This is a genomic window from Acidovorax sp. DW039 (assembly GCF_037101375.1).
Taxonomy (GTDB): Bacteria; Pseudomonadota; Gammaproteobacteria; order Burkholderiales; family Burkholderiaceae_C; genus Acidovorax.
Genome location: NZ_AP029019.1, coordinates 4605982 through 4631107, shown reverse-complemented (window position 1 = coordinate 4631107; position 25126 = coordinate 4605982). Strand labels below are relative to the sequence as shown.

General features: G+C 64.9%; 22 protein-coding genes. 13 read left to right on the top strand and 9 right to left on the bottom strand.

What is annotated here, in order from left to right; translation table 11 throughout:
- Nucleotides 1–57: 57 nt before the first annotated feature.
- Together AACH87_RS20770 and AACH87_RS20765 are read right to left on the bottom strand one after the other, a co-directional pair.
- Nucleotides 58–3144 carry an EAL domain-containing protein gene (locus AACH87_RS20770; protein ID WP_338796463.1) on the bottom strand — a complete coding sequence of 1029 codons (3087 nt, stop codon included), beginning with the start codon at nt 3142–3144 and terminating at the stop codon, nt 58–60.
- Nucleotides 3145–3161: 17 nt separating this feature from the next.
- Nucleotides 3162–3335 (bottom strand): hypothetical protein, encoded by a 174-nt coding sequence (locus AACH87_RS20765; protein ID WP_338796462.1) that lies wholly within the window; start codon nt 3333–3335, stop codon nt 3162–3164.
- 249 nt (nt 3336–3584) lie between these two features.
- Here AACH87_RS20765 and AACH87_RS20760 point away from each other — a divergent pair, with 249 nt between their 5' ends.
- Nucleotides 3585–4139, top strand: a complete 555-nt coding sequence (locus tag AACH87_RS20760) for an adenine phosphoribosyltransferase (RefSeq protein ID WP_338796461.1) — start codon at nt 3585–3587, stop codon at nt 4137–4139.
- Nucleotides 4140–4145: 6 nt separating this feature from the next.
- Here AACH87_RS20760 and AACH87_RS20755 read toward each other — a convergent pair whose 3' ends face one another.
- Together AACH87_RS20755 and AACH87_RS20750 are read right to left on the bottom strand one after the other, a co-directional pair.
- Nucleotides 4146–4289, bottom strand: coding sequence for a hypothetical protein (locus tag AACH87_RS20755; RefSeq protein ID WP_338796460.1), 144 nt, complete (start codon nt 4287–4289; stop codon nt 4146–4148).
- A 12-nt stretch (nt 4290–4301) separates the two neighbouring features.
- Nucleotides 4302–4568 carry a DUF2061 domain-containing protein gene (locus AACH87_RS20750; RefSeq protein ID WP_338796459.1) on the bottom strand — a complete coding sequence of 89 codons (267 nt, stop codon included), beginning with the start codon at nt 4566–4568 and terminating at the stop codon, nt 4302–4304.
- 352 nt (nt 4569–4920) lie between these two features.
- On the opposite strand from AACH87_RS20750, the gene AACH87_RS20745 reads away from it, so the two are divergent.
- The 7 genes from AACH87_RS20745 (at nt 4921) to AACH87_RS20715 (ending at nt 14225) form a co-directional block, all read left to right on the top strand.
- Entirely contained in the window at nt 4921–5967 is a 1047-nt protein-coding gene (locus tag AACH87_RS20745; RefSeq protein ID WP_338796458.1) for an SPFH domain-containing protein, read from the top strand.
- Nucleotides 5968–6086: 119 nt separating this feature from the next.
- Nucleotides 6087–7595 (top strand): DUF4178 domain-containing protein, encoded by a 1509-nt coding sequence (locus AACH87_RS20740; RefSeq protein WP_338796457.1) that lies wholly within the window; start codon nt 6087–6089, stop codon nt 7593–7595.
- 56 nt (nt 7596–7651) lie between these two features.
- Nucleotides 7652–7873: a DUF350 domain-containing protein gene (locus AACH87_RS20735; RefSeq protein WP_338796456.1), complete on the top strand. Its 222-nt coding sequence runs from the start codon at nt 7652–7654 to the stop codon at nt 7871–7873.
- 152 nt (nt 7874–8025) lie between these two features.
- Nucleotides 8026–10194 (top strand): TonB-dependent siderophore receptor, encoded by a 2169-nt coding sequence (locus AACH87_RS20730; RefSeq protein ID WP_338796455.1) that lies wholly within the window; start codon nt 8026–8028, stop codon nt 10192–10194.
- Between the two features lie 183 nt (nt 10195–10377).
- A complete protein-coding gene (locus AACH87_RS20725) occupies nt 10378–11946 on the top strand; it encodes a polyamine aminopropyltransferase (protein ID WP_338796454.1) in 1569 nt (522 codons plus the stop codon).
- 159 nt (nt 11947–12105) lie between these two features.
- Nucleotides 12106–13746: an FAD-dependent oxidoreductase gene (locus tag AACH87_RS20720; RefSeq protein WP_338799041.1), complete on the top strand. Its 1641-nt coding sequence runs from the start codon at nt 12106–12108 to the stop codon at nt 13744–13746.
- Between the two features lie 299 nt (nt 13747–14045).
- A complete protein-coding gene (locus AACH87_RS20715; RefSeq protein WP_338796453.1) occupies nt 14046–14225 on the top strand; it encodes a hypothetical protein in 180 nt (59 codons plus the stop codon).
- On the opposite strand, the gene AACH87_RS20710 is transcribed toward AACH87_RS20715, so the two are convergent.
- Nucleotides 14195–15193 carry a LysR family transcriptional regulator gene (locus tag AACH87_RS20710; protein ID WP_338796452.1) on the bottom strand — a complete coding sequence of 333 codons (999 nt, stop codon included), beginning with the start codon at nt 15191–15193 and terminating at the stop codon, nt 14195–14197. The two genes, AACH87_RS20715 and AACH87_RS20710, sit on opposite strands and share 31 nt — an antisense overlap.
- Nucleotides 15194–15258: 65 nt before the next feature.
- On the opposite strand from AACH87_RS20710, the gene AACH87_RS20705 reads away from it, so the two are divergent.
- From AACH87_RS20705 to AACH87_RS20695, 3 genes are all read left to right on the top strand, one after another.
- Nucleotides 15259–16233 carry a DMT family transporter gene (locus AACH87_RS20705; RefSeq protein WP_338796451.1) on the top strand — a complete coding sequence of 325 codons (975 nt, stop codon included), beginning with the start codon at nt 15259–15261 and terminating at the stop codon, nt 16231–16233.
- A gap of 85 nt (nt 16234–16318) precedes the next feature.
- Complete coding sequence (locus AACH87_RS20700; protein WP_338796450.1) at nt 16319–16696, top strand: hypothetical protein; 378 nt, start codon at nt 16319–16321, stop codon at nt 16694–16696.
- Nucleotides 16697–17169: 473 nt separating this feature from the next.
- The gene (locus tag AACH87_RS20695; protein WP_338796449.1) at nt 17170–18543 is read left to right on the top strand and encodes an esterase-like activity of phytase family protein; all 1374 of its coding nucleotides are present in this window, start codon (nt 17170–17172) and stop codon (nt 18541–18543) included.
- Between the two features lie 27 nt (nt 18544–18570).
- On the opposite strand, the gene AACH87_RS20690 is transcribed toward AACH87_RS20695, so the two are convergent.
- From AACH87_RS20690 to AACH87_RS20675, 4 genes are all read right to left on the bottom strand, one after another.
- Entirely contained in the window at nt 18571–19359 is a 789-nt protein-coding gene (locus AACH87_RS20690; RefSeq protein WP_338796448.1) for an SOS response-associated peptidase family protein, read from the bottom strand.
- Nucleotides 19360–19513: 154 nt separating this feature from the next.
- Nucleotides 19514–20245, bottom strand: a complete 732-nt coding sequence (locus AACH87_RS20685) for an SPOR domain-containing protein (RefSeq protein WP_338796447.1) — start codon at nt 20243–20245, stop codon at nt 19514–19516.
- A gap of 55 nt (nt 20246–20300) precedes the next feature.
- Complete coding sequence (locus AACH87_RS20680; protein WP_338796446.1) at nt 20301–21152, bottom strand: biotin--[acetyl-CoA-carboxylase] ligase; 852 nt, start codon at nt 21150–21152, stop codon at nt 20301–20303.
- Nucleotides 21149–21757: an SET domain-containing protein-lysine N-methyltransferase gene (locus AACH87_RS20675; RefSeq protein WP_338796445.1), complete on the bottom strand. Its 609-nt coding sequence runs from the start codon at nt 21755–21757 to the stop codon at nt 21149–21151. Before AACH87_RS20675 ends, AACH87_RS20680 begins: the two co-directional genes overlap by 4 nt.
- A 165-nt stretch (nt 21758–21922) precedes the next feature.
- Here AACH87_RS20675 and AACH87_RS20670 point away from each other — a divergent pair, with 165 nt between their 5' ends.
- Together AACH87_RS20670 and AACH87_RS20665 are read left to right on the top strand one after the other, a co-directional pair.
- A complete protein-coding gene (locus AACH87_RS20670; RefSeq protein WP_338796444.1) occupies nt 21923–24838 on the top strand; it encodes a DNA topoisomerase III in 2916 nt (971 codons plus the stop codon).
- Complete coding sequence (locus tag AACH87_RS20665; protein WP_338796443.1) at nt 24835–25068, top strand: hypothetical protein; 234 nt, start codon at nt 24835–24837, stop codon at nt 25066–25068. Before AACH87_RS20670 ends, AACH87_RS20665 begins: the two co-directional genes overlap by 4 nt.
- The last annotated feature ends 58 nt before the right edge of the window (nt 25069–25126 follow it).

Sequence of the window (25126 nt, the reverse complement as noted above, 5' to 3'; positions counted from 1 at the left end):
GCCGACGGAGCGGGCGGTGTGAGGCTGTGAGAAAAATCAGGCTGCAGCGCTCATGAATCAAGCGTTGGCAGCTATGTTTTCTGTAGCGTTTTGCAGTTGTTCTGCCGGCCCCGGCCGTCCGAACAGATAACCCTGGAAGCGGTGGCATCCATTGCGCAGCAGGAATTCGCGCTGCCCTTCGGTTTCCACCCCTTCGGCCACCACATCCAGCCCCAGGCTCTGGGCCAGGGCCACGATGGTGCAGGCAATCGCGGCATCGTTGGGGTCGGTGAGCACATCGCGCACAAAGCTCTGGTCAATCTTGAGCTGGTCCAGCGGCAGGCGTTTGAGGTAGCTCAGCGACGAGTAGCCCGTGCCAAAGTCATCCAGCGAAAAGCCCACGCCCTGCTCGCGCAGCGCCCGCATCTTGGCGATGCTGTCTTCCACATCCTGCAGCAGCAGGCTTTCGGTCAGCTCGATCTTGAGTTGCTGGGGGCTCGCGCCCGCCTCTTTCAGCGCCTGCCACACCTGGGCGACGAAGTCGGGGTGCTTGAACTCTTGCGCGCTCACGTTCACAGATACTGTCCAGTGGCTGGTGGTGGCCTGCTGGCCCCAGCGCGCCAGTTGGGCGCAGGCCATGCGCAGCACCTGCCTGCCCAGCGGCAGGATCAGCCCCGTCTGCTCTGCCAGCGAGATGAACTCGCCCGGTGGCACCATGCCCCGCTGCGGATGCCGCCAGCGCACCAGCGCCTCGGCCCCCAGCACCTGCCCTTGTGCATTGACCACGGGCTGGTAATGCAGCATGAACTCCTGCCGCTCGATGCCAGCACGGATATCGCCCTCCAGCGCCGAGCGTGCCGTGGCGGCCGCCTGCATGGCCGGGTCGAAGAAGCACAGCGTGTTACGGCCTTGCGCCTTGGCCTGGTACATCGCCAAGTCTGCCCGCTTGAGCAGTTCCTGCAGCGACTGCCCACCGTCATGGAACAGGGTGATGCCGATGCTGGGGGTGCTGTGCAGCACTGCGCCTTCGAGCGCATAAGGGCGGGTCAGGTTTTGCAGCACCTTCTGGGCCACCAGTTCGGCCTCCACGGCCGCCTCGGTCTGTTCCTCGTGCAGGCCTTGCAGCACCAGCACAAACTCGTCGCCCCCCAGCCGGGCCACGGTATCGCTGGCGCGCACACTGGCGCTGATGCGCTCCGCCACCTGCCTGAGCAGGCGGTCGCCCCACTCGTGGCCCAGGGTGTCGTTGATGCCCTTGAAGTTGTCCAGGTCCAGAAACAGCAGCGCACCGTGGGTGCTGTCCCGTGCGCAGGTGGCCACGGCGCGCTCCAGCCGGTCCATCAGCAGGCGGCGGTTGGGCAGGCCGGTCAGCTCGTCGTAGAACGCCAGGCGCTGGATTTCTGCCTCTGAACTCTTGCGCTGGGTGATGTCGCGCGCCACCCCCCGGTAGCCAGCAAACCGGCCATGCTGGTCGAAGATGGGCTCGCCGCTCACCGACACCCACACCATTTGCCCGTCCGGCCCCTGGCGCTGCATCTCGAAGTCCTGAAACACCTCGTGGGCCTGCACCTGTGAGCGGTGTTCTCCCCACAGGGTGTCGCTGACAAAGGTGTTGGGCAGCTCCCACAGGGTGCGGCCATAAAAGGCCTGCGCGTCCAGCCCCAGGTCTTCCACAGGGCGTCCGTTCAGCCGCACAAAGCGCAGCTGCGCATCCTGCTCCCAGTACCAGTCGGAAGACAGGTCCGTCAGGCTGCGCCAGCGCGCTTCGCTCTGGCGCAAGGCTTCCAGGGTGCCCAGGTAGTCGGTCACGTCGGTAAAGGTGCGCACCAGCCCGCCATCCGGCATGGAACGCGAGCGCACTTCCAGATAGCGGCCAGCCTGCGTGCGGCGCACGTAGGTTTCGGGAATGCTGTGGCCACGCCCCTGGGCTGCGTATTCGGCCTGCACATAGGCTCGTGCAGGGGCTTCGATCAGCTCGAACCCCATGCCGAAGTCGCCCCGCTCGGTTTGATAGCGCACGATGTCTTCGTGGCTGGGCTCGCGGGAGAGGAATTCCTCCGGCAGCTCCAGCAACTCCAGATACCGCTGGTTGTAGACGCGGATGCGGCCGTCGGCGTCCACTTTCACAATCCCTTGCGCCACGCTGGCCAGGGTGGCCTGCAGGGCGTCGGACTTTTCGCACAGCAGCGCGCTGGTGCGCATCAGTTCAGCATCCAGATTGCGTCGCTCCTCCTGGGCGCGCCGCGCCATCTCCAGCTGGCCAATGGTGCTCAGCAGCGGCTGTGGGAACTGGATGTCGGCCAGCGCGTAGCCATTGGGGCAATTGGCCAGCAACACCAGCGCCACCATTTCCTGCGCCGCATGGATGGGCAGGCACAGACAGCTTTGCAAGGCGGGCAGCCCGGCGGGCCAGCGCTGGCAGCGTGGGTCGGTGCTGGCATCGTTGACGATGACGGCTTGCTCGCTGGCGAGCGCTGCGCCCACCAGCGACAGGGGATCGCACAGCTCCAGTGCCCCGTGGGAGCGGCGCACCGTGCGCATGCGCGTCATTTCGTCCCAGCGGATATCGGTGAGTGCATGCACCAGCAGGGCAGGGGGCTCTGCAGGCGTGCGCTGCACATGGCCCACCAGACCGAAGCTGCTGCGCGTGAGCTCCATCAGCTCTTCCAGCAGTGTTTCAAAGGCCGCTTGCGGCTGGTCATTGCTGATGAACACCGCCTGGGCTCTGGAGATCGCCTGCAGCAGCCGATGCTGGCGTGCCAGCATGGCTTCTGCCGTGCGGCGTGCCCGGGCGCTGGTGCTGCGCTCCAGAATGGCCTCGATCTGCGCTGGCAGTGCCAGCAGGTAGTTCAACCCGGCATCCTGCACGGCAAAGTCGGCAAAACCATGGCGCATGGCGTGCGCGGCGTGCCCCTCCTCGCCCGGTCGCACCACAATCAGGGCCGGAATACCCTGCAGTGTCTCCAGCACGTCGAACGCGGTGCCGTCCTCCACCTGCCGGGTGCACACCACAATGTCTACCCCCTGCTGGCGCAGGCGCTCGCGCCCCGCCTGCACGGTGCTGGCTACTTCCACGCGCCAGCCCAGCCAGGGGTCAGCCAGGGCAGTCACCAGCGACTGGGCATGCGCCGGGTCGTTGTCGATCAACAAAACGGTGATGGGCATGGGGCGGGGGCGCGGTATCAGCAGGTCAGCGCGGGCAGACGGATGTCTGCAAAGTCTGCCAGGGGGAGCATGCATGGGGCTGCACGCTGCATGTCTTGCCCGTGCTCTTGCAAGGGCTGAGAGGGTCGATGCACCGCCCGCGCAAAGCCGCAGCTTGCCGTCTGTTCCCGGTGTGGGGGTGTCGATTCCATGCGTAGTCCTCCAGTTCAGGGCCGCTTCGCTGGGTCGCGCATCCCAGCCTCTGTCACCCACATGTGGTGCGCGCCCTTGGGTGCCATTGTGCAGACAACTGGGCACGGACGCACACAATTTGGAACAATACGCACCCTTCGTTGTTGCCAAGCGCCGTTCACAGGTCGCCCCCATACGCACCCTTCGCTTGGCAATGCGGGTTTTCTCTGCTTTTTCCGATCTATCTCACGGCTTCAAGCCGTTTTTTCATGCAGTCCTTCAGCGTCAACCAGTATCTTCGTCAACACATCCGCACCGTGCCTGACTGGCCCGCACCGGGCGTGCAGTTCCGCGACATCACGCCGCTGCTGCAAGACCCCAAGGTGTTTCGCGTGCTGATTGACGCCTTTGTGCACCGCTACATGGACAAGGCCCTGCGCCCCGACGTGGTGGCCGGGCTGGATGCGCGTGGCTTCATCCTGGGGGCCGTGGTGGCGTATGAACTGAACGTGGGGTTCGTGCCCATCCGCAAGAAAGGCAAGCTGCCTTTCACCACCGTGGAGGAAACCTACGAACTGGAATACGGCAGTGCCACGGTGGAACTGCACACCGACGCCGTCAAACCCGGCGACCGCGTGCTGCTGATTGACGACCTGATTGCCACCGGCGGCACCATGATGGCCGGGCGCCGCCTGCTGGAGAAGCTGGGGGCCACCGTGACCGAAGGGGCTGCGATTGTGGACCTGCCCGAACTGGGCGGCTCAGCCCGTCTGCGCGAGTCGGGCTTGCCGCTCTTCACACTGGTGGACTTTGCGGGGCACTGAGCCACGTCACAGGCAATGCGCCCACAGCGCCAGGCGCTGCTGCAGCCAGTAGGAGAAGCCGCCTGCGGCGGCCTCTGCTTTGCAAGTGCCGCGAGATGTGCCTGAAGTGGGCGACGTGGGCGATGACTGGGGGCGTTGCAGGACGTTCATGGCCGTCTCCCCTCAGGCGGGTTGGGCAGCCTGGGCTGCTGCAGCTTTTTCCGCGGCACTGGCATTGCTGCGGCCAGCCCGGTCCCACGCCTTTTCATGGAAGAAGAAGGCCACCGCCTGCACCGTGGGCTCCAGCAGGCTCAAAGTGAGCGATGCCAGCAGATTGCCCGTGACGGCATAGGCCACCATGGCGGCTACGCAGATGTGGATGATGTAGTAGCTGCCGGTCTTGAGCAGCATGGTCTTGTTCTGGCTGGCGATGCGGCGGATGTGGGACATGGCGGGCTCCTTCGGTCTGTGGTGTTGCAATGCAGGCGGGTGCACTGCGGCATGGATGAAATGGTAGGCATTCTCAATAGCAATGGCCAATCAATAAGACCTAATTTGCAGATAGAGGCTATGAATGGGGTGGCCTCCGCCCAGGCCTGCCGCTCTTTGCACTGCCCGCCTGGTCATGCCTTGTTCATGCCGCACAGCGCCGCCTCCTACCCCTTGCACAGGGCTCTGCCAGCCCGCCGGACAGGTTGTTGCAACCACCCCATACCCGCACGCCGCAAGCGCTTTGGGCACAACACCCCCGTTGCTATGATGGTTGTCTTTTCAACTTGCGCTAGCGCAACTGGGAGCACACATGGCCCTGATGGACTTCATCAAGAAACAGTTCATTGACATCATCCAGTGGACGGAAGACGGCGACGGCACACTCGCCTGGCGCTTCCCCATGCGCGACATGGAAATCCAGAACGGCGGCACGCTCGTCGTTCGTGAGTCGCAGATGGCCATCTTCGTCAACGAAGGCAAGGTGGCCGACGTGTTCGGCCCTGGCACCTACAAGCTCACCACCCAGACGCTGCCCGTCCTCACCTACCTGAAGAACTGGGACAAGCTCTTTGAGTCGCCCTTCAAGAGCGATGTGTACTTCTTCAGCACACGCCAGCAGATCGACCAGAAGTGGGGCACACCCCAGCCCATCACCATCCGCGACAAGGACTTTGGTGCCGTGCGCCTGCGCGCCTTCGGCAACTACGCCTTCCGCATTGCCGACCCCAAGCTGTTCCACACCGAGATCTCCGGCACACGCGAGGAATACACCGTGGCCGATGTGGACGGCCAGCTGCGCGGCATGGTGCTGCAGAACATCAGCAACGCCATTGCCAGCAGCGGGTTGCCGTTTCTGGACCTAGCAGCCAACCAGATTGCGTTTGCCAACGCGCTGGCCCAGGAGCTGCAGCCCGCCTTTGCCAAGGTGGGTCTGCTGCTCGAAGCCATGACCGTGCAGAACGTCTCGCTGCCCGAAGAGCTGCAGAAGATCCTCGATCAGAAGATTGGCATGGGCATGGTCGGCAACGACATGGGCAAGTTCATGCAATACCAAACGGCGCAGGCCATTCCGAAGTTTGCCGAAGGTGCGGGCAACGGCGGCGGCGTGGCAGGTGACGCCATGGGCCTGGGCGCGGGCGTCGCCCTGGGGCAGGTGCTGGCGCAGAACCTGCAGCAAGGCCTGCAAGGCGGCGCGGCCCAGGCGGCGCCTGCGGCTGCACCCGCTGCCCCGGCGGGTGTGCGGCCTGAAGACGTGATGGCCACGCTGGAAAAGCTGGGCGACCTCAAGGCCAAGGGCATCCTCACGCAGGAAGAGTTCGACGCCAAGAAGGCGGAATTGCTGAAGAAACTGGTCTGACCGGCCACTGGTTTTGCTATTGATTCAATAGCTTGTAGCGCTTGTTGAACGAGGGCTGGTGGCATTTTTTGCCTTCAGCCCTTGTTCGCAGGTGAAGCCTTCTTGCCCACCGCCTCTCCATGGCCACAGACCCTACCCAGCGCGCTTACCGCGCACCTTGCCCCGGCTGTGGCGCGCCGGTGGAGTTCAAGAGCGCCCAGTCCACCCATGCCGTGTGCGGCTACTGCCAGAGTACGGTGGTGCGCAGTGGCGATGTGCTCACGCGCCTGGGCAAGATGGCCGAGCTGTTCGACGACCACAGCCCGCTGCAGCTTTTTGCCAGTGGGCGCATCACGCTGGACGGCCAGGAGCAGCCCTTCACCCTGATTGGCCGCCTGCAGTTCAAGAGCGATGCGGGCGTATGGACCGAGTGGATCGCCTTCCTGCAGGACGGAAGCACCGCCAGCCTGGGCGAGGACAACGGCTCTTACGTCTTCACCCGCAAGATCGACCCGGGCCGCGAACTGCCCGAGGCCAGCCGCTTCCGCCTGGGGGCGACCACCGCCATCAATGGCAAGAGCTACAGCGTGGCCTACAGCGGCAGTGCGCAGCTGGTGTCCGCCCAGGGCGAGCTGCCCAAGCTGCCGCCCCTGGGCCACCCCTTTGACATGGTGGAGCTGCGCAGCGCCGACGGCGAAGTGCTCAGCATCGACTACGGCCACACCCCGCCTGCGGTGGAGCGGGGCCGCTCCGTGCTGCTGGAAGACCTCAAGCTGCAGGGCCTGAAAGACGAATCCGCCAAGGAAGAAAAAGGCCGGCAGTTCAGCTGCCCCCATTGCGGCGCGCCGGTGCAGGTGCAGCTGTCCACCACCAAAAGCCTCACCTGCGGCTCATGCAACAGCCTGATCGACCTGGACAGCGGCGTGGGCGGCGAGTTGCGCGCCGCCGTGCAGGACGAGCCCGTGCAGCCCCTTATCCCGTTGGGTAGCAAGGGCCAGCTGCAAGGCGTGCAGTGGCAGGTGGTGGGCTTTCAGCACCGCATGGGCGTGGAGCCGGGTGACGACGAGCACTTTGGCTGGAGCGAATACCTGCTCTACAACCAGAAGCGCGGCTTCGCCTTTCTGGTCGATTCCGAAGAAGGCTGGAGCATGGTGCGCCCCACCACGGGCGCGCCACAACTCTCGTCCAACGGGCGCACGGCCACTTACCTGGGCACCAAATACGAGCTGAAATACAGCTACGAAGCCGAAACCACCTACGTGCTGGGCGAGTTCTACTGGCAGGTGAGCCGCGGGCAAAAAACCAGCAACCGCGACTTTGGCAGCGCCAAGGGCGTGCTCTCGCTGGAGCAAAGCCGCAATGAAGTGACCTGGTCGGCAGGCGACAAGATCGGCAGCGACGTGGTCGCCAAGGCCTTCAAGCTGGATGACAAGCAGGACCTGCTCAAGCGCGACGACCCGGGCCCGTTCGTGGCCAAGTCGGGCATGGGCTGCGGCACCATCATCCTTATCGCGGTGGTCATCATCATCCTGCTCATCCTCATGAGCCGCTGCTCCAGCTGCGACCCGCGGGTGGAGAACTGCTCATCCAGCTACCGCAGCTCAGGCGGCTCGTACGGAGGCTATTCCTCCGGCGGCGGCCACAAGTGATCAGCGCATGACATTGCAACGACATCGAAACAACCCGACTTTCACCGGAGAACAGCATGACCAAATTTGAATGGCTTCACCCCCTGTCCATCGGCGGCACGTTGCTCTACGCCCTGATGGGCATCGTCATCTTCTGGGTCGCCTTCATCATCATCGACAAGATCACGCCGTACGACCTGTGGCGCGAAATCGTCGAAAAGCAAAACCAGGCCTTGGGCCTGGTGGTGGCCGCCATGTGCCTGGGCATCAGCATCATCGTGGCGGCGGCGATTCACTGACCAGAAGGGCGCATACGTCCACTCCGTTCTGAACGTGAGTGTCAAACGTGTGTCCTTTTTGTAAATTTATAAATACAAACCATTCTCGTTTGCATTAACATGTGAAGTTTGTATCTGCTGCGCCATCCGGCGCATCTTTTCAGGACGTTCACATGATTTCGGATTTTGGTACGGGCGGCGTGGCTGCCCGTTTTCCTTTGGGCTGCCTGGTCGCAGCCATCTTGGTGGGTTGGGGCCACGGGGCAGGCAAGGCCCATGCGCAAGAGGCTCCGCTCCCCCACTCCACCGCAATGGAACTGCCTGCGGTGCAGGTCACGGGCGCGCAGTACGACCCCGATGATGTCCGGCCCGAGGGCGTGACCACCGCGACCAAGACCTACATGGCACCCAAGGACATTCCACAGACTGTAGATACGCTGGAGGTCAACAAGTACAAAAGCTACGGCATCAACGACCTGGCCACCATGCTCGATGGCGTGCCCGGCGTGAACACCAGCTACGACATGCGCGGCGAGGGCGTGATGATCCGCGGCTTTGCGGCAGATTCTGGCGACATCTACCGTGATGGCGTGCGCGAGAGCGGCCAAGTGCGCCGCAGCACCGCGAATGTGGAGCGGATCGAAATTCTCAAGGGGCCTGCGTCTGTCCTGTACGGTCGTAGCGCAGGCGGTGGGGTCATCAACCTGGTCAGCAAGCAGGCGCGTTTTGATGCCAAAAGCAGCGTGACCCTGCGTGGCGGCTCGTGGGACAACTACGGCGGCACGCTCGACATCAACAAGGTCATCAACCCCAATGTGGCCGTGCGTCTGACGGCCGACCGTGAGCAGGCGCACAGCTTTCGCAGTGGCATCCGCAACAAGAACGAGATGGTCTCGCCCAGCATCACTGTAGACACCCGCACCGGCTGGCGGTGGACCGGGCAATACACCTGGGACAACGTGTGGCGGGTGCCAGATCGGGGGCCTGCCTATGACCAGTTGCCTGCGGGTGTTTCCATACGTCAGGGCTTTGCCCAGGCGGGCGACTATGTGGAAGATCGTCTGCGCGTACTGCGATCCGACCTGAGCTATGACTTCAACCCGGCATGGAGCCTGCGTTGGGTCGCCAGCAAGCGTGAAGCGAGTCAGGACTTTGACCACTACTTTGCGGGCACCTACTGCAATGCGCAGGGGCGTACGTCTGCAGGCGCTACCTGTACCAATCCCGGGCTCATCCGCCAGAGCTACGCGTGGCAGCAGACCAGCAACAAAACGACAAGCCATACGCTGGATCTGACCGGGAGTACGGAGTTGGCTGGCATGCGGCACGAGTTGTTGATGGGGCTCGACTACAGCGAAGAGGTCCGCAATCCTCGTCTGTTCTCAACGGCCAGCAGCAACGGCTTTGTCAATCCGCTGCAACCTGTCTTCAACGCAGTTCGACCCGCTCAGGGCAACCCCTCGCAGCAAAACCTGCATGAGGCACATTCGCATGCGCTCTACGTGCAAGATCTGGTGCACCTCTCCACTCAGTGGAAATTGCTGCTGGGGGCGCGTCATGACAGTTTCGACTTCACTACACAGAACCAACTCACAAGAGCGCAGCGTGGTTCGACTGGCAATTCGGTCAGCCCCCGTGTGGGGGTGGTGTGGCAACCTGTCAAGGAACACAGCTTCTACACCTCTTACAACAAGAGCTTTTCGCCCTATGGCGGCAGAGGCTTGTTGGGAGTCTCTGTCGATCCCAATGCGGTTTTTGATGCAGAGCCTCAGCATTCGCGGCAGATAGAGGCGGGCGTCAAAAGCGATTGGCTGGACGGCAAGCTCTCTACCCAACTGGCTGTGTACCAGTTGGAGCACTACAACATCCGATACCAGCCTGACCCTGTCAACAACCCCCTGCTTTACATGGTGCGGGGCAAAGAGCGTTCTCGCGGGATTGAGTGGAGCATGGCGGGGCGTCTGGCTCCTTCGTGGTACGTGCGCGGCGGTGTAGGCCTGATGAGCGCCAAGGTGGTAGACGACCGTAGTGTCCCCGCCAATGAAGGAAATTACCTGCGCGATACCGCCAAGCGCAACGGCAACTTGTTTGTGCGTTACGCGCCCGAAGGTGCTTGGTATGGAGAGCTGGGCGTGACGCACACCAGCAGCCGTTACACCAACGAGGCGAACACCACCCGTCTGCCCGGCTACACCCGCTGGGACGCCCTGATCGGCTGGCGCGCTGCGCCCTGGAACGCGACCCTGGCTATCTCCAACCTGCTGGACAAAGAATACTGGCGTTCCACCAGCATGCCCGGCACTCCGCGCAGCTTGCTGCTCAGCGTGACCTACCAGTTCTGATCTCGCGTGGCGTGCGATGCGCGCCGCAACTGGTGTGGCATGGGCGCCATAGTGCTCCCGCTGGGTGGGGTTTGCAGCGGCGGGGGCTGGGCGTTCGCCCCCACAATACCGCCTTGGTTTCCTCTGAGGGCTTGGGCGGGAGCGTCAGCGCTGCTGCAAAGTCCATCTGCCCGGCCTCCACGCATGTCTTCCACACCTTTATCTGTAAACGCTACATCGGCCAGAGTCTCCACCCCAGGCCCCCGCCCCATCGACATCGCCCTGCTCGTCAGCGTGTTCGTGGTGGCAGCCTGCGGTCTGCTGTATGAGCTGGCAGCGGGGGCGCTCGCGTCGTATGTGCTGGGCGATTCGGTGCTGCAGTTCTCCACCATCATCGGCACCTATCTGTTTGCGATGGGGGTGGGTTCGTGGCTGTCGCGGTACTTTGAGCGGCAATTGCCCGCGCACTTTTTGCGCATTGAACTGTTGGTCGCTTTGGTGGGCGGCGCGATGCCAGCGGTGCTGTTCATGGCCAATGCCTATGTGCCCGGTGCTTTCCGGTTTCTGCTGTACGGCATGGTGCTCATGGTGGGCACGCTGGTGGGGCTGGAGATTCCGCTGGTCATGCGCATCCTCAAGCGCAATACCGTGCTCAAGGATCTGGTGTCGCAGGTGCTCACCTTTGACTACCTGGGCGCGCTGGCGGTGTCGCTGGCCTTTCCGCTGCTGCTGGTGCCGCACCTGGGGTTGATCCGCACGGGCCTGCTGTTCGGGCTGATGAATGCGGCCGTGGCGCTGTGGGCGGTGTGGCTGTTTCGCGGCGAACTGCGCCGCCTCAAGGCGCACGCGGTGGCGTGCGTGCTGGTGCTCGGCGCGCTGCTGGCCGGGTTTGCAGGGGCGGACCACATCACCACGCTGGCGGAAGACAAGTTCTACCAGGACCGCATCGTGTTCAGCACGGCGTCGCCCTACCAGCGCATCGTGGTCACCCAGGGGCGGGCGGGGCACCGCCTGTTCCTCAACGGCAACCTGCAGTTTGCCGAGCGCGACGAATACCGCTACCACGAGGCGCTGGTCCACCCCGCCATGGCCGCCCATGGCAACCCGCGGCGGGTGGCGGTGCTGGGCGGGGGCGATGGCATGGCGGTGCGTGAAATCCTCAAGTACCCCTCGGTGGAATCGGTCACGCTGGTCGAGCTGGACCCGGCCATGACCCGCATCTTTACCGACAACCCCACGCTGGCGCGGCTGAATGGCCAGTCGCTGCAGAGCCCGAAAGTCCACATCGTCAACACCGATGCCTTTCAGTGGCTGCAGCAAGGCGAGGACACTTTCGACGTGATCGTGGTGGACTTTCCGGACCCCACCAACTTCTCCATTGGCAAGCTCTACACCAACAGCTTTTATGCGCTGCTGGACAAGCGCCTGGCGGCCAGCGGCTACGCGGTGGTGCAGACCACCTCGCCCCTGGTGGCGCGCCAGAGCTTCTGGACGGTGGTGCAGACCATTGAATCGGTGGGGCTGCAGACCGCGCCGTACCACGCCCATGTACCCAGCTTTGGCGAGTGGGGTTATGTGCTGGCCAGCCGCCGCCCCTGGCGCGTGCCCGATGCGCTGCCCACGGGCTTGCAGTTCCTGAGCCCGCAGACATTGCCACTGCTGTTTGACTTTCCGCTGGACATGGCGCGCGTGCCTGCCGAGGTCAACCGCCTGTCCAACCAGGCCCTGGTGCACACCTACGAGCGTGAATGGGGTAAGGTCGTTGCGCATTGAGCTGTGACCACCAGTGTTCCTTCTCTGCCCCACGAATCCCATGCACGCCACCCCTTTGACCTCGCGTCTCATGACGCAGGCCCCCATCCCGCAGGCCGGAGGGGCAGCGTGATGCTGCAACGCCGCCAGTGGCTGGCCGGTGCCACTGCCTTGGCGGGCATGCCCTGGCTGTCGGGCTGCCAGCAGGCAGCGCCTGCGCTGGAATTCGCCTTTGCTGGCATCGACATGGAGCGCGGCCACACGCTGCGTGATCTGCTGGCCCGGGGCACCCTGCCTGCGCCCGCCGTGGTGCGGCGCGCGCAGGTGGTGATTGCCGGGGGCGGGGTGGCGGGGCTGGCGGCAGCGCGCAGCCTGCGGCTGGCCGGGGTGCAGGACTTTGTGTTGCTGGAGCTGGAAGACCAGCCCGGCGGCAACAGCCGGGGTGGCAACGTGAAGGGCCTGCCTTGCCCCATGGGTGCGCACTACCTGCCCGTGCCGGGGGATGACGCGCCCGAAGTGCAAGACCTGCTCGAAGAACTGGGCCTGCGCCAGCGTGTGGCCGGGCGCTGGCAGTACGATGAGCGCCACCTTTGCCACAGCCCCCAGGAGCGGCTGTACTTTGACCATGAATGGACCGAGGGCCTGCTGCCGGTGCACGGCGTGGGCGAAGACACCCTGGCCCAATACCGTCGGTTTGCGCAGGCGGTGGATGCAGCCAGCCGGGCGGCCCGCTTCACCATGCCGCAGTTTGCAGCATTGGATGCAAAAAAGGGCTTGGCGCCCGCCCATCAAGCGCTGGATGCTATTACTTTTGAAGCGTGGCTGCAGCAGCAGGGCCTGGATGACACGCACCTGCGCTGGTATCTGAACTATTGCTGCCGCGACGACTACGGCGCGGGTACCTCCCGCGTGTCGGCCTGGGCGGGGCTGCATTACTTTGCCAGCCGCCACGGGTTTCATGCCCCCGGCGAGCCCGTGGCCGAAGACCGTGAAGGCGTGCTGACCTGGCCCGAGGGCAACGGCTACCTCACCCACCGCCTGGCAGAGCCCTTGCGTGCCAGCGGCCAGCTCAGCACCGGCACCAGCGTGCTGCGCATTGCAGAAACGCGCCGGGTTGTGGAGGTGGATGCTTACAACCACCACACCGGCAATGTGGAGCGCTGGCAGGCCCCGCGCTGCATCGTGGCCCTGCCGGTGTTTGTGGCGGCGCGGGTGGTGCAGACGCCGCCTGCCTTCCTGGCGGAGGCGGCCCGGCGTCTGCAATGGGCTCCCTGGGCCGTGACCAACATCCACCTGGGCACTCCGCTCACCGACCGCCCGGGCGCGGCCCCCGCGTGGGACAACGTGATTTACGGCGACGCCAACCCTGGCGGCCTGGGCTATGTGGACGCCTCGCACCAAAAGCTCGACCCCCGCCCCGGCCCCACGGTGCTGACCTACTACCAGGCGCTGGGCGATGTGCCCGATGCCCGCCAGCAACTGGCCACCCTCAGTGCAGAGCACTGGGGCCGTGCGGCGCTGGCATCGCTGGCAGGCCCGCACCCCGATGTGATACAGCGCGCCACACGGGTGCAGACCACGCGGTACGGCCATGCCATGTCCATCCCCGTGCCCGGTGTGCAGCAGTTTTTAAGTCAAATCGGCTTGCAAAGCCCGCAGGGCAAGCGCAAGCTGCTATTGAATGGAGAGCGCCAGCGCGCGCTGCCCACGCCCGCTACGGCGCGGCTGGCCTTTGCACACAGCGACTGGTCGGGCTACTCGGTGTTTGAAGAAGCCTTTACCCGCGGGCACGCGGCGGGGTTGTGGCAGGGGCAGGGGTGATGGATCTGTCCAGCACTTTCGTGCACTGTTCGCGCTGAGCCTTCGACGCACTCAACCCGAACGGCTGGTGCAAGTTCAAGGGTGCCGACGCGATACAGCGCAGGTGCGAAACGCATGAAATCAAAGGGGGCGGGCCGCCTCGCCCGCAAAGCGCCGTTGTCTAGAGATCACGCGGTCATGGTTGTCACATGACAACGCACCAGCGGTGTTATCGGCGGTGTCATAGACCCGTCATAGCCGCCCGGCAAGCTAGGGGGCTACGCAAGTTTCATAGTTACCAGCTCAGCGATCTGACTGCCATGTCTTCTCCATCTGCCTTGTCCACCCTCTCGACTTCTTCCCTCGTTGGCCGTCTGGCCGCCAATGTGGCCACCGTGGCGCAGGCCAGCAACCAGACGGTGCTGGCTCTGCTCTCCGTCACCGCCCGCGCCTGGGCGCTACCAACTTCTCAGCTCTCCGTCAGCGCGCTGGCCAAGTAATCAATCCACACCCGTAACCGGTGCGGCAAAAACCGGTTGGGCGGGTACAGCAGCCAGGCCGTGCCGGAATACGCGGTGTCGTGTTGCCAGTCGGTCAGCACACGCACCAGGGCACCGCGGGCCAGTGCCGATTGCGCCGTAAACCCCGGCAGGCTGGCAATGCCCAGGCCCGCCAGCGCGGCCTCGCAGCGCACCTCGCTATGGTTGGCGACGTATCGGCCCCGCACCGACACGGTGACCTGCTCGCTGTTCCCTTGATTTCTTCCTTGATCGCTTCCTTGGCCTGATTCACCGGCCCTGCCTTTGGCGTGGGCGCTGGTTTTGCGTGGCAGGGTTCGTGTGAATCGCCAGCGCCGGTCGCTCGGGTCCTCCCCCAGGTAAATGCAGTCGTGCCCGGCCAGCTCGCTGGGGTGCTGTGGCGTGCCCCGGCGTGCCAGGTAATCCGGGCTTGCGCACACGATGTGCTCCACGGCATGCAGCGGCCTGCCCGCCAGCCCGGGCGGTGGCGTGTCGGTGATGCGGATGGCCAGGTCTACGTCCTCGGCAAACAGGTCTACCACCCGGTCGGTGATGAGCAGTTGCACATCCACCTGCGGGTACGCCGCCAAAAACGCGGGCACCAGCGGGTGAATGCGCTGTCGGCCATAGGCCTTGGGCGCGCTCATGCGCACCAGGCCCTGCGGTGCGTGGATGTGCTGGTCCGCCAGTTGCAGCACGTCGCGGGCGGCGGCCTCCAGCGCCTGACAGCGGCCATAGGCGGCGTGGCCCGCCTCGGTCAGGCGCAGCTTGCGGGTGGTGCGCTCCAGCAGGCGCACCTGCAGCAGCGCCTCCAGCCGAGCCACCTGCCGGCTCACGGCTGACGGCGTGGTGCCCAGCCCCCGCGCCGCGCCAGAGAAGCTGCCCGCCTCCACCACCCGTGCAAACACCGCCATGTCGGCCAGGTGGGGCAGGGCTTCATTGGTGCTCATGAGGAACAAATGTTGTGTGTCATGAATGGATTATCAACACACGAGCGCAAATCTACGATGGGTGTATGACGACTTCTGCCGCTCCTGCCGTTTCTTCCTCCGCTTCTTCTCCCGCCTCGTCGGCCCAGGCCTTCAAGCCGCACCCCTTGCTACGGATGGCCGATGTCACCCTGCTGCTGGTCGCCATCGTCTGGGGCACCAGCTACGGCGTGGCCAAAGGGGCGCTGGCCTATTACCCCGTGCTGGGGTTTCTGGCCGTGCGCTTTGTGCTCACCACCGCCGTGCTGGCCCCCGTGGCCCTGCGCGGTACCACGGCCTCGCAACGCTGGGCCGCTCTGCGCAAGGGTGTACCACTGGGGGCTTTGCTGCTGTCCATCTTTCTGTGCGAAACCTATGGCGTGGCCCACACCACGGCCAGCCGGGCGGCCTTTCTCATCAGCCTGTGCGTGGTGTTCACCCCCGTGGCCGAATGGGCGCTGATGGGCCAGCGCCCTAGCCGGGCCGTGTGGGGCTGCGTGGCCGTGTCGCTGGCAGGCGCACTGCTGCTGGCCGGGGGCTGGCAGGGCGGCTGGAGCGGGGGCGACGCCCTCATGCTGGCTGCCGCCGTGTTGCGTGCCCTCATGGCCTGCGCCATGGCCCAGGCGGCGCGCCATGTCTCTTCCCGTGTCGGGGCGGATGCGGCACCCGTGCCGGTGCTGCTGCTCACCACCGTGCAATCGGCCGTGGTGGGCCTGGGCACGCTGGCCCTGGGCTGGGCGCTGCTGCCGCAAGGCCTGCCAGCCCTGCCCACCTGGCACGACGCCAGTGCCTTCTGGTGGGCTGCGGTTTACCTGGTGCTGGGCTGCACCGTGTTCGCCCTGGTGGCGCAAAACTGGGCCCTCAAGCACACCAGCCCCAGCCGCGTGGGCCTGCTCATGGGCACCGAGCCCGCCTGGGGTGCGCTGTTTGCGGTGCTGTGGCTGGGTGAAAGCCTGGGCCCGCAAGGCTGGGCGGGCGGGGCGCTGGTGGTGGGGGCTGCGCTGTGGATGGCGCGGCGCTGAGGGGGGACTGCCGGGTATAGTTTTCACTGGCCCTCGATGGGTGCCTGTGGCACCGACCCATACCCGACGTTAGTTGAGGATACCCATGCAACGCGACCCGTTGACGATTACAGACCGATTGCAATATGGCCTGATTGCTCTTGCATTTGGCGCTGTGATTGGTGCCCTTGCCGCAGTGGCGGCGGTCGGTTTGTTTGCATCGTTGGGCATGGTGCGGCCGTTCAACCTGTGGCTGATTGGATTCAGCGCAGTCTTCTTTTTTGGCTTCGGTTACCTGCGGGGCTCAGAGGCAGCAGATACGGTCGCTGACGCGTTGATGGCCACGGGACTGATCGTATGGGCTGCGTTTGGCGCCTTGGGTGGCGGCGCAGCAGGGATGGACGGAAGCGTACGTCGGCGATCTGGGTTTGGATGGGTCGTCTTCTATATGGCCGCAATGGCGTTGTTGGCACTTTGTATCTGATGTGTTTGTGCGCGCCGCGCTCGCCCCGGAGAGCCCAAGATGATGCGGTGGGAGTTCGTTTTCGTTCTTGTTTGGCTGTTGCTTCCTCCTCTTGTTTTCGCTGTGTCGCTTTGGTTTTCCTCGGGCGAAGACGTACTCGTCACACCGTATGCCAGTGCGTGGTTGCGGTGGCGATTTTGGTAGTGGCTTCCGTCGCTTTGGCATCGGCGTTCGTCGCTTGGGGTCCTGTGGGTTCAGGGTCTAGCCTGGGTGTGCGCGATGAGCCAGTCATGTGGGCACCATTCGCATTCATTGCTGTTGCTCTGGCTTTTCCTATAGCGGCTTGGTGGGCCTTGAGGCGATAGCTACTGCACCGGGAGGAACTCACAGTCGGCCTGTGTCATAAACACGTCGCAGTCGCGCTTGTACTCGTCACACCCCCGTCACATCCCCCCGGCAAGGTTGCGCCTTTCATTTTGTGCACCCTTGCCACCATGTCTGCTTTCTTCTCTCTGAATCGTCTGGCTGCCAGCGTTGCGCTGGCTTGCGTTGCCCTGTCGCCTGCTTTCAATGCCCACGCGCAGCAAGCCTACCCCGCCACGCTGGCGGGCCATGCCGTGATGCCTGCCATGACGGTGATCGCTGCTCCCGCCGATGCACCGACTGATCTGCGCCATGCGGGCAAATTCACCACCGCGCAGCGCGTGGATAAGCTGGGTTCGGTGGCGGGCCTGTCGGCTGGGCGCCCCACGGGCATTGGTCTGCCGTTTGACGGCCAGCCGTTGCAAGGCCACTCGGGCATCAAGCGCATGGCAGATGGCAGCTTCTGGCTGCTGACGGACAACGGCGCGGGCTCCAAGGCCAACTCGCCCGACTTCATGCTGCACCTGAGCCACTACCAGGTGGACTTCAAGAGTGGCCAGTTCACCCGCCAAAAGACCATCTTCCTGCACGACCCCGACAAGAAGGTGCCTTTCCGCATCACGCAAGAGGGCACAGAAAAGCGCTACCTGACGGGCGCGGACTTTGACCCCGAGAGCTTCCAGTTTGCGGGCGGTGCGCTGTGGATTGGCGACGAGTTTGGCCCCTTCCTCATCAAGGCCGATTTGAACGGCAAGGTGCTGGCGGTGTTCGAGACGAAGGTGGACGGCAAGGTGGTGCGCTCGCCCGATGCGCCCGGCGTGCTGATGCCCGGCGCACCCGATGCCAAGCCCACCGCGTTCGACGTGAAACGCTCCAAGGGCTTTGAAGGCATGGCCGCCAGCAAGGACGGCAGCAAGCTCTACGCCCTGCTCGAAGGCGCGCTGTGGAACGACGCCGCCAAGGCCTACGAGAACGTGGGCGGCAAGCAGTACCTGCGCGTGCTCGAATTCGATGTGAAGACCGAGCAATGGACGGGCCGCCACTGGAAGTACGTGCTGGAGGCCAACCACCACGCGATTGGCGACTTCAACATGATCGACGCCAGCATGGGTCTCATCATCGAGCGCGACAACGGCGAAGGCACGGCCGACAAGGCCTGCCCCACCGGCCAGCAGCGCACGGATTGCTTCCACGACCTGGCGCAGTTCAAGCGTGTGTACAAGGTGGAGTTGAACGATGCCAACGTGGGCGGCGAAATCCGCAAGGTGGGCTACATCGACCTGATGAACATTCAGGACCCGCAGCGCCTGGCCAAGAAGCCGCTGAACAACGGCGTGCTCACCTTCCCGTTCTTCACCATTGAAAACGTGGATGTGGTGGACGAGCAGCACATCGTGGTGGGCAACGACAACAACCTGCCCTTCAGCTCCAGCCGCGACCCCAACAAGGCGGACGACAACGAACTGGTGCTGCTGAAGGTGCCAGAGCTGCTCAAGGCGCGTTGAGCGGCGGTGTGTGCGAGGCGGGCTGGCTCAGTCCAGCCAGCCCTTGGGCGCTTTGTCCGCCTTCTTCTCCACCGGGTTGGCCAGCAGTGATTGCGCTGGGTACAGGCGCAAGAACTCCTTGGCCTTTTCGACCCGTGCATTCAGCCACGCGTCGTAGGCACCTTCGTTCAGGATGGCGGGCATGCTCTTTTCGCTGCCCGGTGCCTGGTAGCGGTTCATCAGCCCGTGGGCATTGGCGTTCACGGTGATGAGCGCGTAGCTGATGATCTCTTCCCCCTCTGCGCCCTGCCAGCGCGCCCACAGCCCGGCCACGCCCATGGGCTTGCCATCCACGCGGGCAATGCGCGTGGGCACCGGCTTGCCGCCCTTGCGGTAGTCGTCCGCAAAAAAGGCCTGCATGGGTACGATGCAGCGCTGCCCGGCCAGCCAGGCGTCGCGGAAAGCCGTGGCCGTGGAGACCAGATCGGACTTGGCGGTGACCAGCTTGGGGGCGCGCAGCTTGGCATCGGATGCCGACTTGACCCAGTGCGGCACCAGCCCCCACTGCGCGGGCACCAGCAGGCGGGTGCGGTCGGCGGGTGCAGGGGCCGTTGGCTCGTCACTGCCGGGGCTGGCCTCTGCCTGTGCGGGGGCGGTGGTGTTTGCGGGGGTGTTTTCTGGCGGGCTGGGTTGCGCGTTCCAGCGGGCCTGGTGCACCACAAAGCCTGCGGGCTTGCGGGGCCACAGCAGCCGCTCCACAGGGGTGGCGGGCGGCTCTACGCCGAAGGCCTCGCGGTAGGTTTCTTCGGGGCGCAGGGTTTCGTACTGGGTGGTCATGGGGTGATCGTAGCCTGCGGCGTGCGCTGGAGCAGGATCTTGAGGGAATATTCGGCCCTAGCGCTCGTAAACCAAGCGCAGGCAGCTATCAAAAATGTAGTGATTCAGGGGCGTGCAGCGTGGGTGTGCATTACCCGCATGGGCGCAACGCCTGTCAGCCGCAGGCACCCAGCGTCTTGCCTGCCATGGCCGGGCGCAGGGTGTTCAGGAACTGCTGGCGCTGCGCGTCGGTCACGGCGGGCAGGCGCAGGGTGAAGCCGTTGGCGGCCTGGCGCTCCTGAATGACGCGCGCCGTGCGAACGCCCTGGGCGCTCAGCGCGGTCAGGCCGCGTTGTGCGGCCTCTTCGGTAGAAAAGCGGCCCAGCGACAGGCCCAGTTCCAGGGTGCCGCCCGCGCGGTCAAAGTCCACCTTGCGGGCGCGCAGCTCGGCGCGCTTCTTGTCCAGCGTGTCCTGGTCGTCAAAGCGGCCCATGTAGATCATCCAGCGGCCGGTGATGGGCGTGGGCTCCAGGCTCCAGCTGCCTGCGGGCAGTGCGGCGGCTGCAGTGCGCAGGGCGGCCGCCTGCTTGTCATCAAAAATGCCCGCCTGCAGGCATTCCCCGGCATCGGCGGGTGGGGTGGCTGCCGTTGTGGCAGAAGCTGTGGCAGACGCGCCAGAGTCAGCCTGCGCCGCAGAGGGGGCAGGCGGGGGCGGCGTGGGCACTGGCGCGGTGGCGCTGCCCTGGGTGCGCAGCACCTTCAGGGTTTCGGGGCGGATCTGCTGTTGCACCCGCTGGGGCTCCGCCTGCTCGGCGGGCATGAATCCGGCGCTGCGTAGCCAGCCCTGGGTCCAGGCGTAATAGCCAGCGTTGGCCAGCAGCAGGGCGATGACGACAAGGCGCAGCATGGGCGGGGCTTTTCCTGTTTTCCTGGCTAGGTGTCAGAGTGAATGAGTGGGCTGCTCACAGGGACGTGGAAACCACGGCAGGGCGAACGCTGATTTCCGCACTGGTCACGGCCTGCATGCCTTGGGCGGTGTGCACCAGCAAAGCGCCATCATCGCCCACGCCATTGGCCATGCCCGCCTGCCCATCGCTCAGGGTGACGGGGCGGCCCTGCAGCACATCGCGTGCGGCAAAGCGGGGTTGCACGGGCGCAAAGCCGCAGGCCTCAAAGCCCTGCAGCATGGCCACCAGCGGCGGCACGATGCGCAGCAGCGCAGCGGGCGCGTCCAGGCCCGGCTCCACATCCTGCAGGCAGCCGGGGGGCATGCTCATGCCCTCGGCGCTGCGCGGCAGCACGTTGATGCCAATGCCCACCACCACGTAGCGGGCAGCGGTGCCATGGGCTGTGGCTGGCTGCGCGGCCTGGGGGGCTACAAAGCTGGCGGTCTCCACCAGAATGCCGCCCAGCTTGCGGTCACCGCTCAGCCACAGGTCGTTGGGCCACTTCAGGCCGATGCGCGGGGGCTGGCCCGGTTGCGCCGGGGGCAGGGTGGGCTGCAGGCTTTCTGCCACGCTCACGCCCACGGCCAGCGACAGGCCTGACCAGTCCTTAGGGGCCATCGGCAGGCCCAGCGACAGCATTAAAGAAGCGCCGACATCGCTTTGCCACACCCGGCCCAGGCGGCCTCGCCCGGCGGTCTGCTGCTCGGCCACCAGCAGGGTGGGCTCGGTCTGCCCGGCGCGGGCGCGGCGCATCAGCTCGGTGTTGGTGGAGTCAATGGTGGGCAGCACCTCGACCGTAAAGCCGGGCAGCAACGGTGCCACAGCCTCCCAGACGGCCTCGGCGGGCCAGCGGATGGGGGTGGTCATGCCTTGCCGCCCTGGTTAGTTTTGTGGGCCTTGGAGGACTTGCCGGTCCTGGATGCCTTGGCTTTGCTCACTGCAGCGCGCGGCTCTGGCGGGGGCAGGTCCGGCATGGGGGGGCGCCAGCCGCGCTTGGGGGCCAGCAGCGTGCCGCGGCAGGTGGCTGCGCCGCACCAGCAGGGGTATTCGGCCTTGAGCTTCTTGGTGTAGCGCTCTTCAATGATGAGGCCGTAGTCGTAGCTCAGTTCTTCGCCCGCCTTGATATTGCGCAGCGCCGTGATGAAAATGCGCCCGTCCTGCTCGTCAGCAAAGCAGTTGGGGTCGCAGCTGTGGTTGATCCAGCGTGCGGAGTTGCCACCGTAGTTGGCGTCAATCACCCGGTCTTCATCCACATGGAAGTAGAACGTGTGGTTGGGCTGGCTGGGGTCGTGCGGGTGGCGGTCTTGCGCCTCCTGCCAGGTGATGATTTCGCCGGTGTACTCCACCAGCACCTCGCCTGCGGCGATGTCCTGCAGGGCAAAAACGCCTTTGCCATGCACGCCGGAGCGCCGGGTCTGGATGCGGCGGCCGGAGTGGGCGTTGGGGTCTGCAGGCGTTGCATTGCGGGCCATGGCAAAAACTCTGTTAACTTGATAGTGCACATGTGTGTGCGTGCGCGTGTATGCGTGTGCATGCGCGTGAGAGCCGGATTGTAGAAGCGCCCGGGGTGGACCTCGGGCTGCTGGAAGCTAGAACGATACGAGAACGACACCAGAACGACTGGCGAGAGCCCCAAAATGACCAAGACCCTGGTAATTGCAGAAAAACCATCGGTGGCGCAGGACATCGTGCGCGCCCTCACGCCCGTCTCGGGCAAGTTCGACAAGCACGAAGACCACTTCGAGAACGACCGTTATGTAGTCACCAGTGCCGTGGGCCATCTGGTAGAGATCCAGGCCCCCGAGCAGTTTGATGTGAAGCGCGGCAAGTGGAGCTTTGCGCACCTGCCGGTGATTCCGCCGTACTTTGACCTGAAGCCGGTGGACAAGACCAAGAGCCGCCTGAACGCGGTGGTCAAGCAGGCCAAGCGCAAGGACGTGACCGAACTCATCAACGCCTGTGACGCGGGCCGCGAAGGGGAGCTGATCTTCCGCCTGATCGAGCAGTACGCGGGCGGCAGCAAACCGCTGGGCAAGCCCGTCAAGCGCCTGTGGCTGCAGTCCATGACGCCCCAGGCCATCCGCGACGGCTTCAACGCCCTGCGCTCCGAGCAGCAGATGGCGGGCCTGGCCAGCGCGGCGCGCAGCCGCTCTGAGGCCGACTGGCTGGTGGGCATCAACGGCACGCGCGCCATGACGGCGTTCAACTCGCGCGACGGTGGGTTCTTCCTGACCACCGTGGGCCGGGTGCAGACGCCCACGCTGTCGCTGGTGGTGGAGCGCGAGGAAAAGATCCGCAAGTTCGTGAGCCGCGACTACTGGGAAATCCACGCCACCTTTGGCGCCCAGGCGGGCGAATACCCCGCCAAGTGGTTCGACCCCAAGTGGAAGAAGGGCGAGGATGCCGAAGCCAAGGCCGACCGCGTCTGGTCGCTGGCCGAAGCCCAATCAATAGCCAACGCCGTGCGCGGCAAGCAGGCCACCGTCACCGAAGAGAGCAAGCCCACCACGCAGGCATCGCCCCTGCTGTTCGACCTGACCAGCCTGCAGCGCGAGGCCAACGGCAAATTCGGCTTCAGCGCCAAAACCACGCTGGCCTTGGCCCAGAGCCTGTACGAACGCCACAAGGCGCTGACCTACCCCCGTACCGATTCGCGCGCCCTGCCTGAGGATTACCTGCCCGTGGCCAAGCAGACCTTTGAGATGCTGGCCGATGTGCAGTCCCACGGCATGCGCCACCTGGCACCGCACGCGCTCACGGCGCTCAACAACAACTACATCCGCCCGTCCAAGCGCATTTTTGACAATGCCAAGGTCAGCGATCACTTTGCCATCATCCCCACCACGCAGGCTCCGTCGGGCCTGAGTGAGGCCGAGCAAAAGCTGTACGACCTGGTGGTGCGCCGCTTCATGGCGGTGTTCTTCCCCAGTGCTGAATACACCGTGACCACCCGCATCAGCACCGTGGCCCCGCACAGCTTCAAGACCGAAGGGAAGGTGCTGGTCAAGCCCGGCTGGCTTACCATCTACGGTAAGGAAGCGGCTGACGAAGTAGAAGGCGGCAAGGACGGTGACAAGGGCCAGAACCTGGTGCCCGTCAAACCCGGCGAAATGGTCAACACGCTGCAGGTCGATCCCAAGGGCCTCAAGACCAAGCCGCCCGCCCGCTACTCCGAAGCCACGCTGCTCGGCGCCATGGAAAGCGCGGGCAAGCAGATCGACGACGACGAGCTGCGCGAAGCCATGCAGGAAAAAGGCCTGGGCACGCCCGCCACCCGCGCCGCCATCATCGAAGGGCTGCTGACCGAAAAGTACATGCTGCGCGAAGGCCGCGAAATCATTCCCACGGCCAAGGCCTTCCAGCTCATGACGCTGCTGCGCGGGCTGGAGGTGGAAGAACTCTGCCGCGCCGACCTCACCGGCGAGTGGGAGTACAAGCTATCGCAGATGGAAAAGGGCCAGCTCAGCCGTGAAGCCTTCATGCGCGAGATTGCCGCCATGACCGAGCGCATGGTGAAGAAGGCCAAGGAATACGACCGCGACACCATCCCCGGCGACTACGCCACGCTGCAAACCCCTTGCCCCAACTGTGGCGGCGTGGTCAAGGAAAACTACCGCCGCTACGCCTGCACAGGCGCGGGCGGACACGGCGAAGGCTGTGGCTTCAGCTTTGGCAAATCGCCCGCAGGCCGCACGTTTGAAACCGCCGAGGCCGAGCAACTGCTGCGCGACAAGAAGATCGGCCCGCTGGAGGGCTTCCGCTCCAAGGCGGGCTGGCCGTTCACCTCCGAAATCGTCATCAAGTACGACGACGAGGCGCACAACTACAAGCTGGAATTTGACTTTGGCGACGACAAGAAGGGCGAAGAGTCTGGCGAGATCGTCGAGTTTGAAGACGCATCCCTGGGCCCATGCCCCATCTGCGGATCGGACGTGCACGAGCACGGCAGCAACTACGTGTGCAGCAAGGCCGTGCCCACCGCTGCGCAGCCCACACCCAGTTGCACCTTCAAGAGCGGCAAGGTCATCCTGCAGCAGCCCGTGGAGCGCGAGCAGATGCACAAGCTGCTGGAGACCGGCAAGACCGACCTGCTCGACAAGTTTGTGAGCATGCGCACGCGCCGCAACTTCAAGGCCCACCTGGCGTGGGACAAGGAGGCGGGCAAGGTCAACTTTGAGTTTGCGCCCAGCAAGTTCCCACCCCGCAAGCCTGCAGCAGGTGCTGCAAAAACAGGAGCTACCAGCGCAGCAAAGACGGGCGCTGCAGCCAAAAAAGCCCCGGCAAAGAAAGCAGCCGCCAAAGCCCCCCGCAAGGCTGCGGCAGGCAAGGCCCCCAGCGCTGCCCTGGCCGCGGTGATTGGCAGCGAGCCGGTGGCCCGCCCCGAGGCCGTGAAGAAGATGTGGGAATACATCAAGACCCACAACCTGCAGGACCCCAGGGACAAGCGCACCATCGTCGCCGACGACAAGCTGCGCGCCGTGTTTGGCAAAGACAGCGCGGGCATGTTCGAGCTGGCAGGCATTTTGGGCAACCACCTGGGCGGCGAGGAATGACCGCGCAAGCCTGCGCACGTGCCTGGGCGCTGTGCGCAGCGCTGGGCCTGCTTGCGGGTTGCGCGGGCACGCCTTCGGCCGGGGGCGATGCCTCTGGCCCCCTGTACAAACGCAGTAGCGGCAATAGCAGCAGCGGCCCCCAAGGCAACGCTGTGACGGACGTGGGCGGCGGCAGCAGCGGCGTCACCGTCTATGGCGAGATTGACGTGGGCGTAGGTCGGCGGCGCTGAGCTCGCGCGACCAGGCCCCGCCCCGGCGCTCCCGCAGCGCCGTGCGGCCCCTGCACTC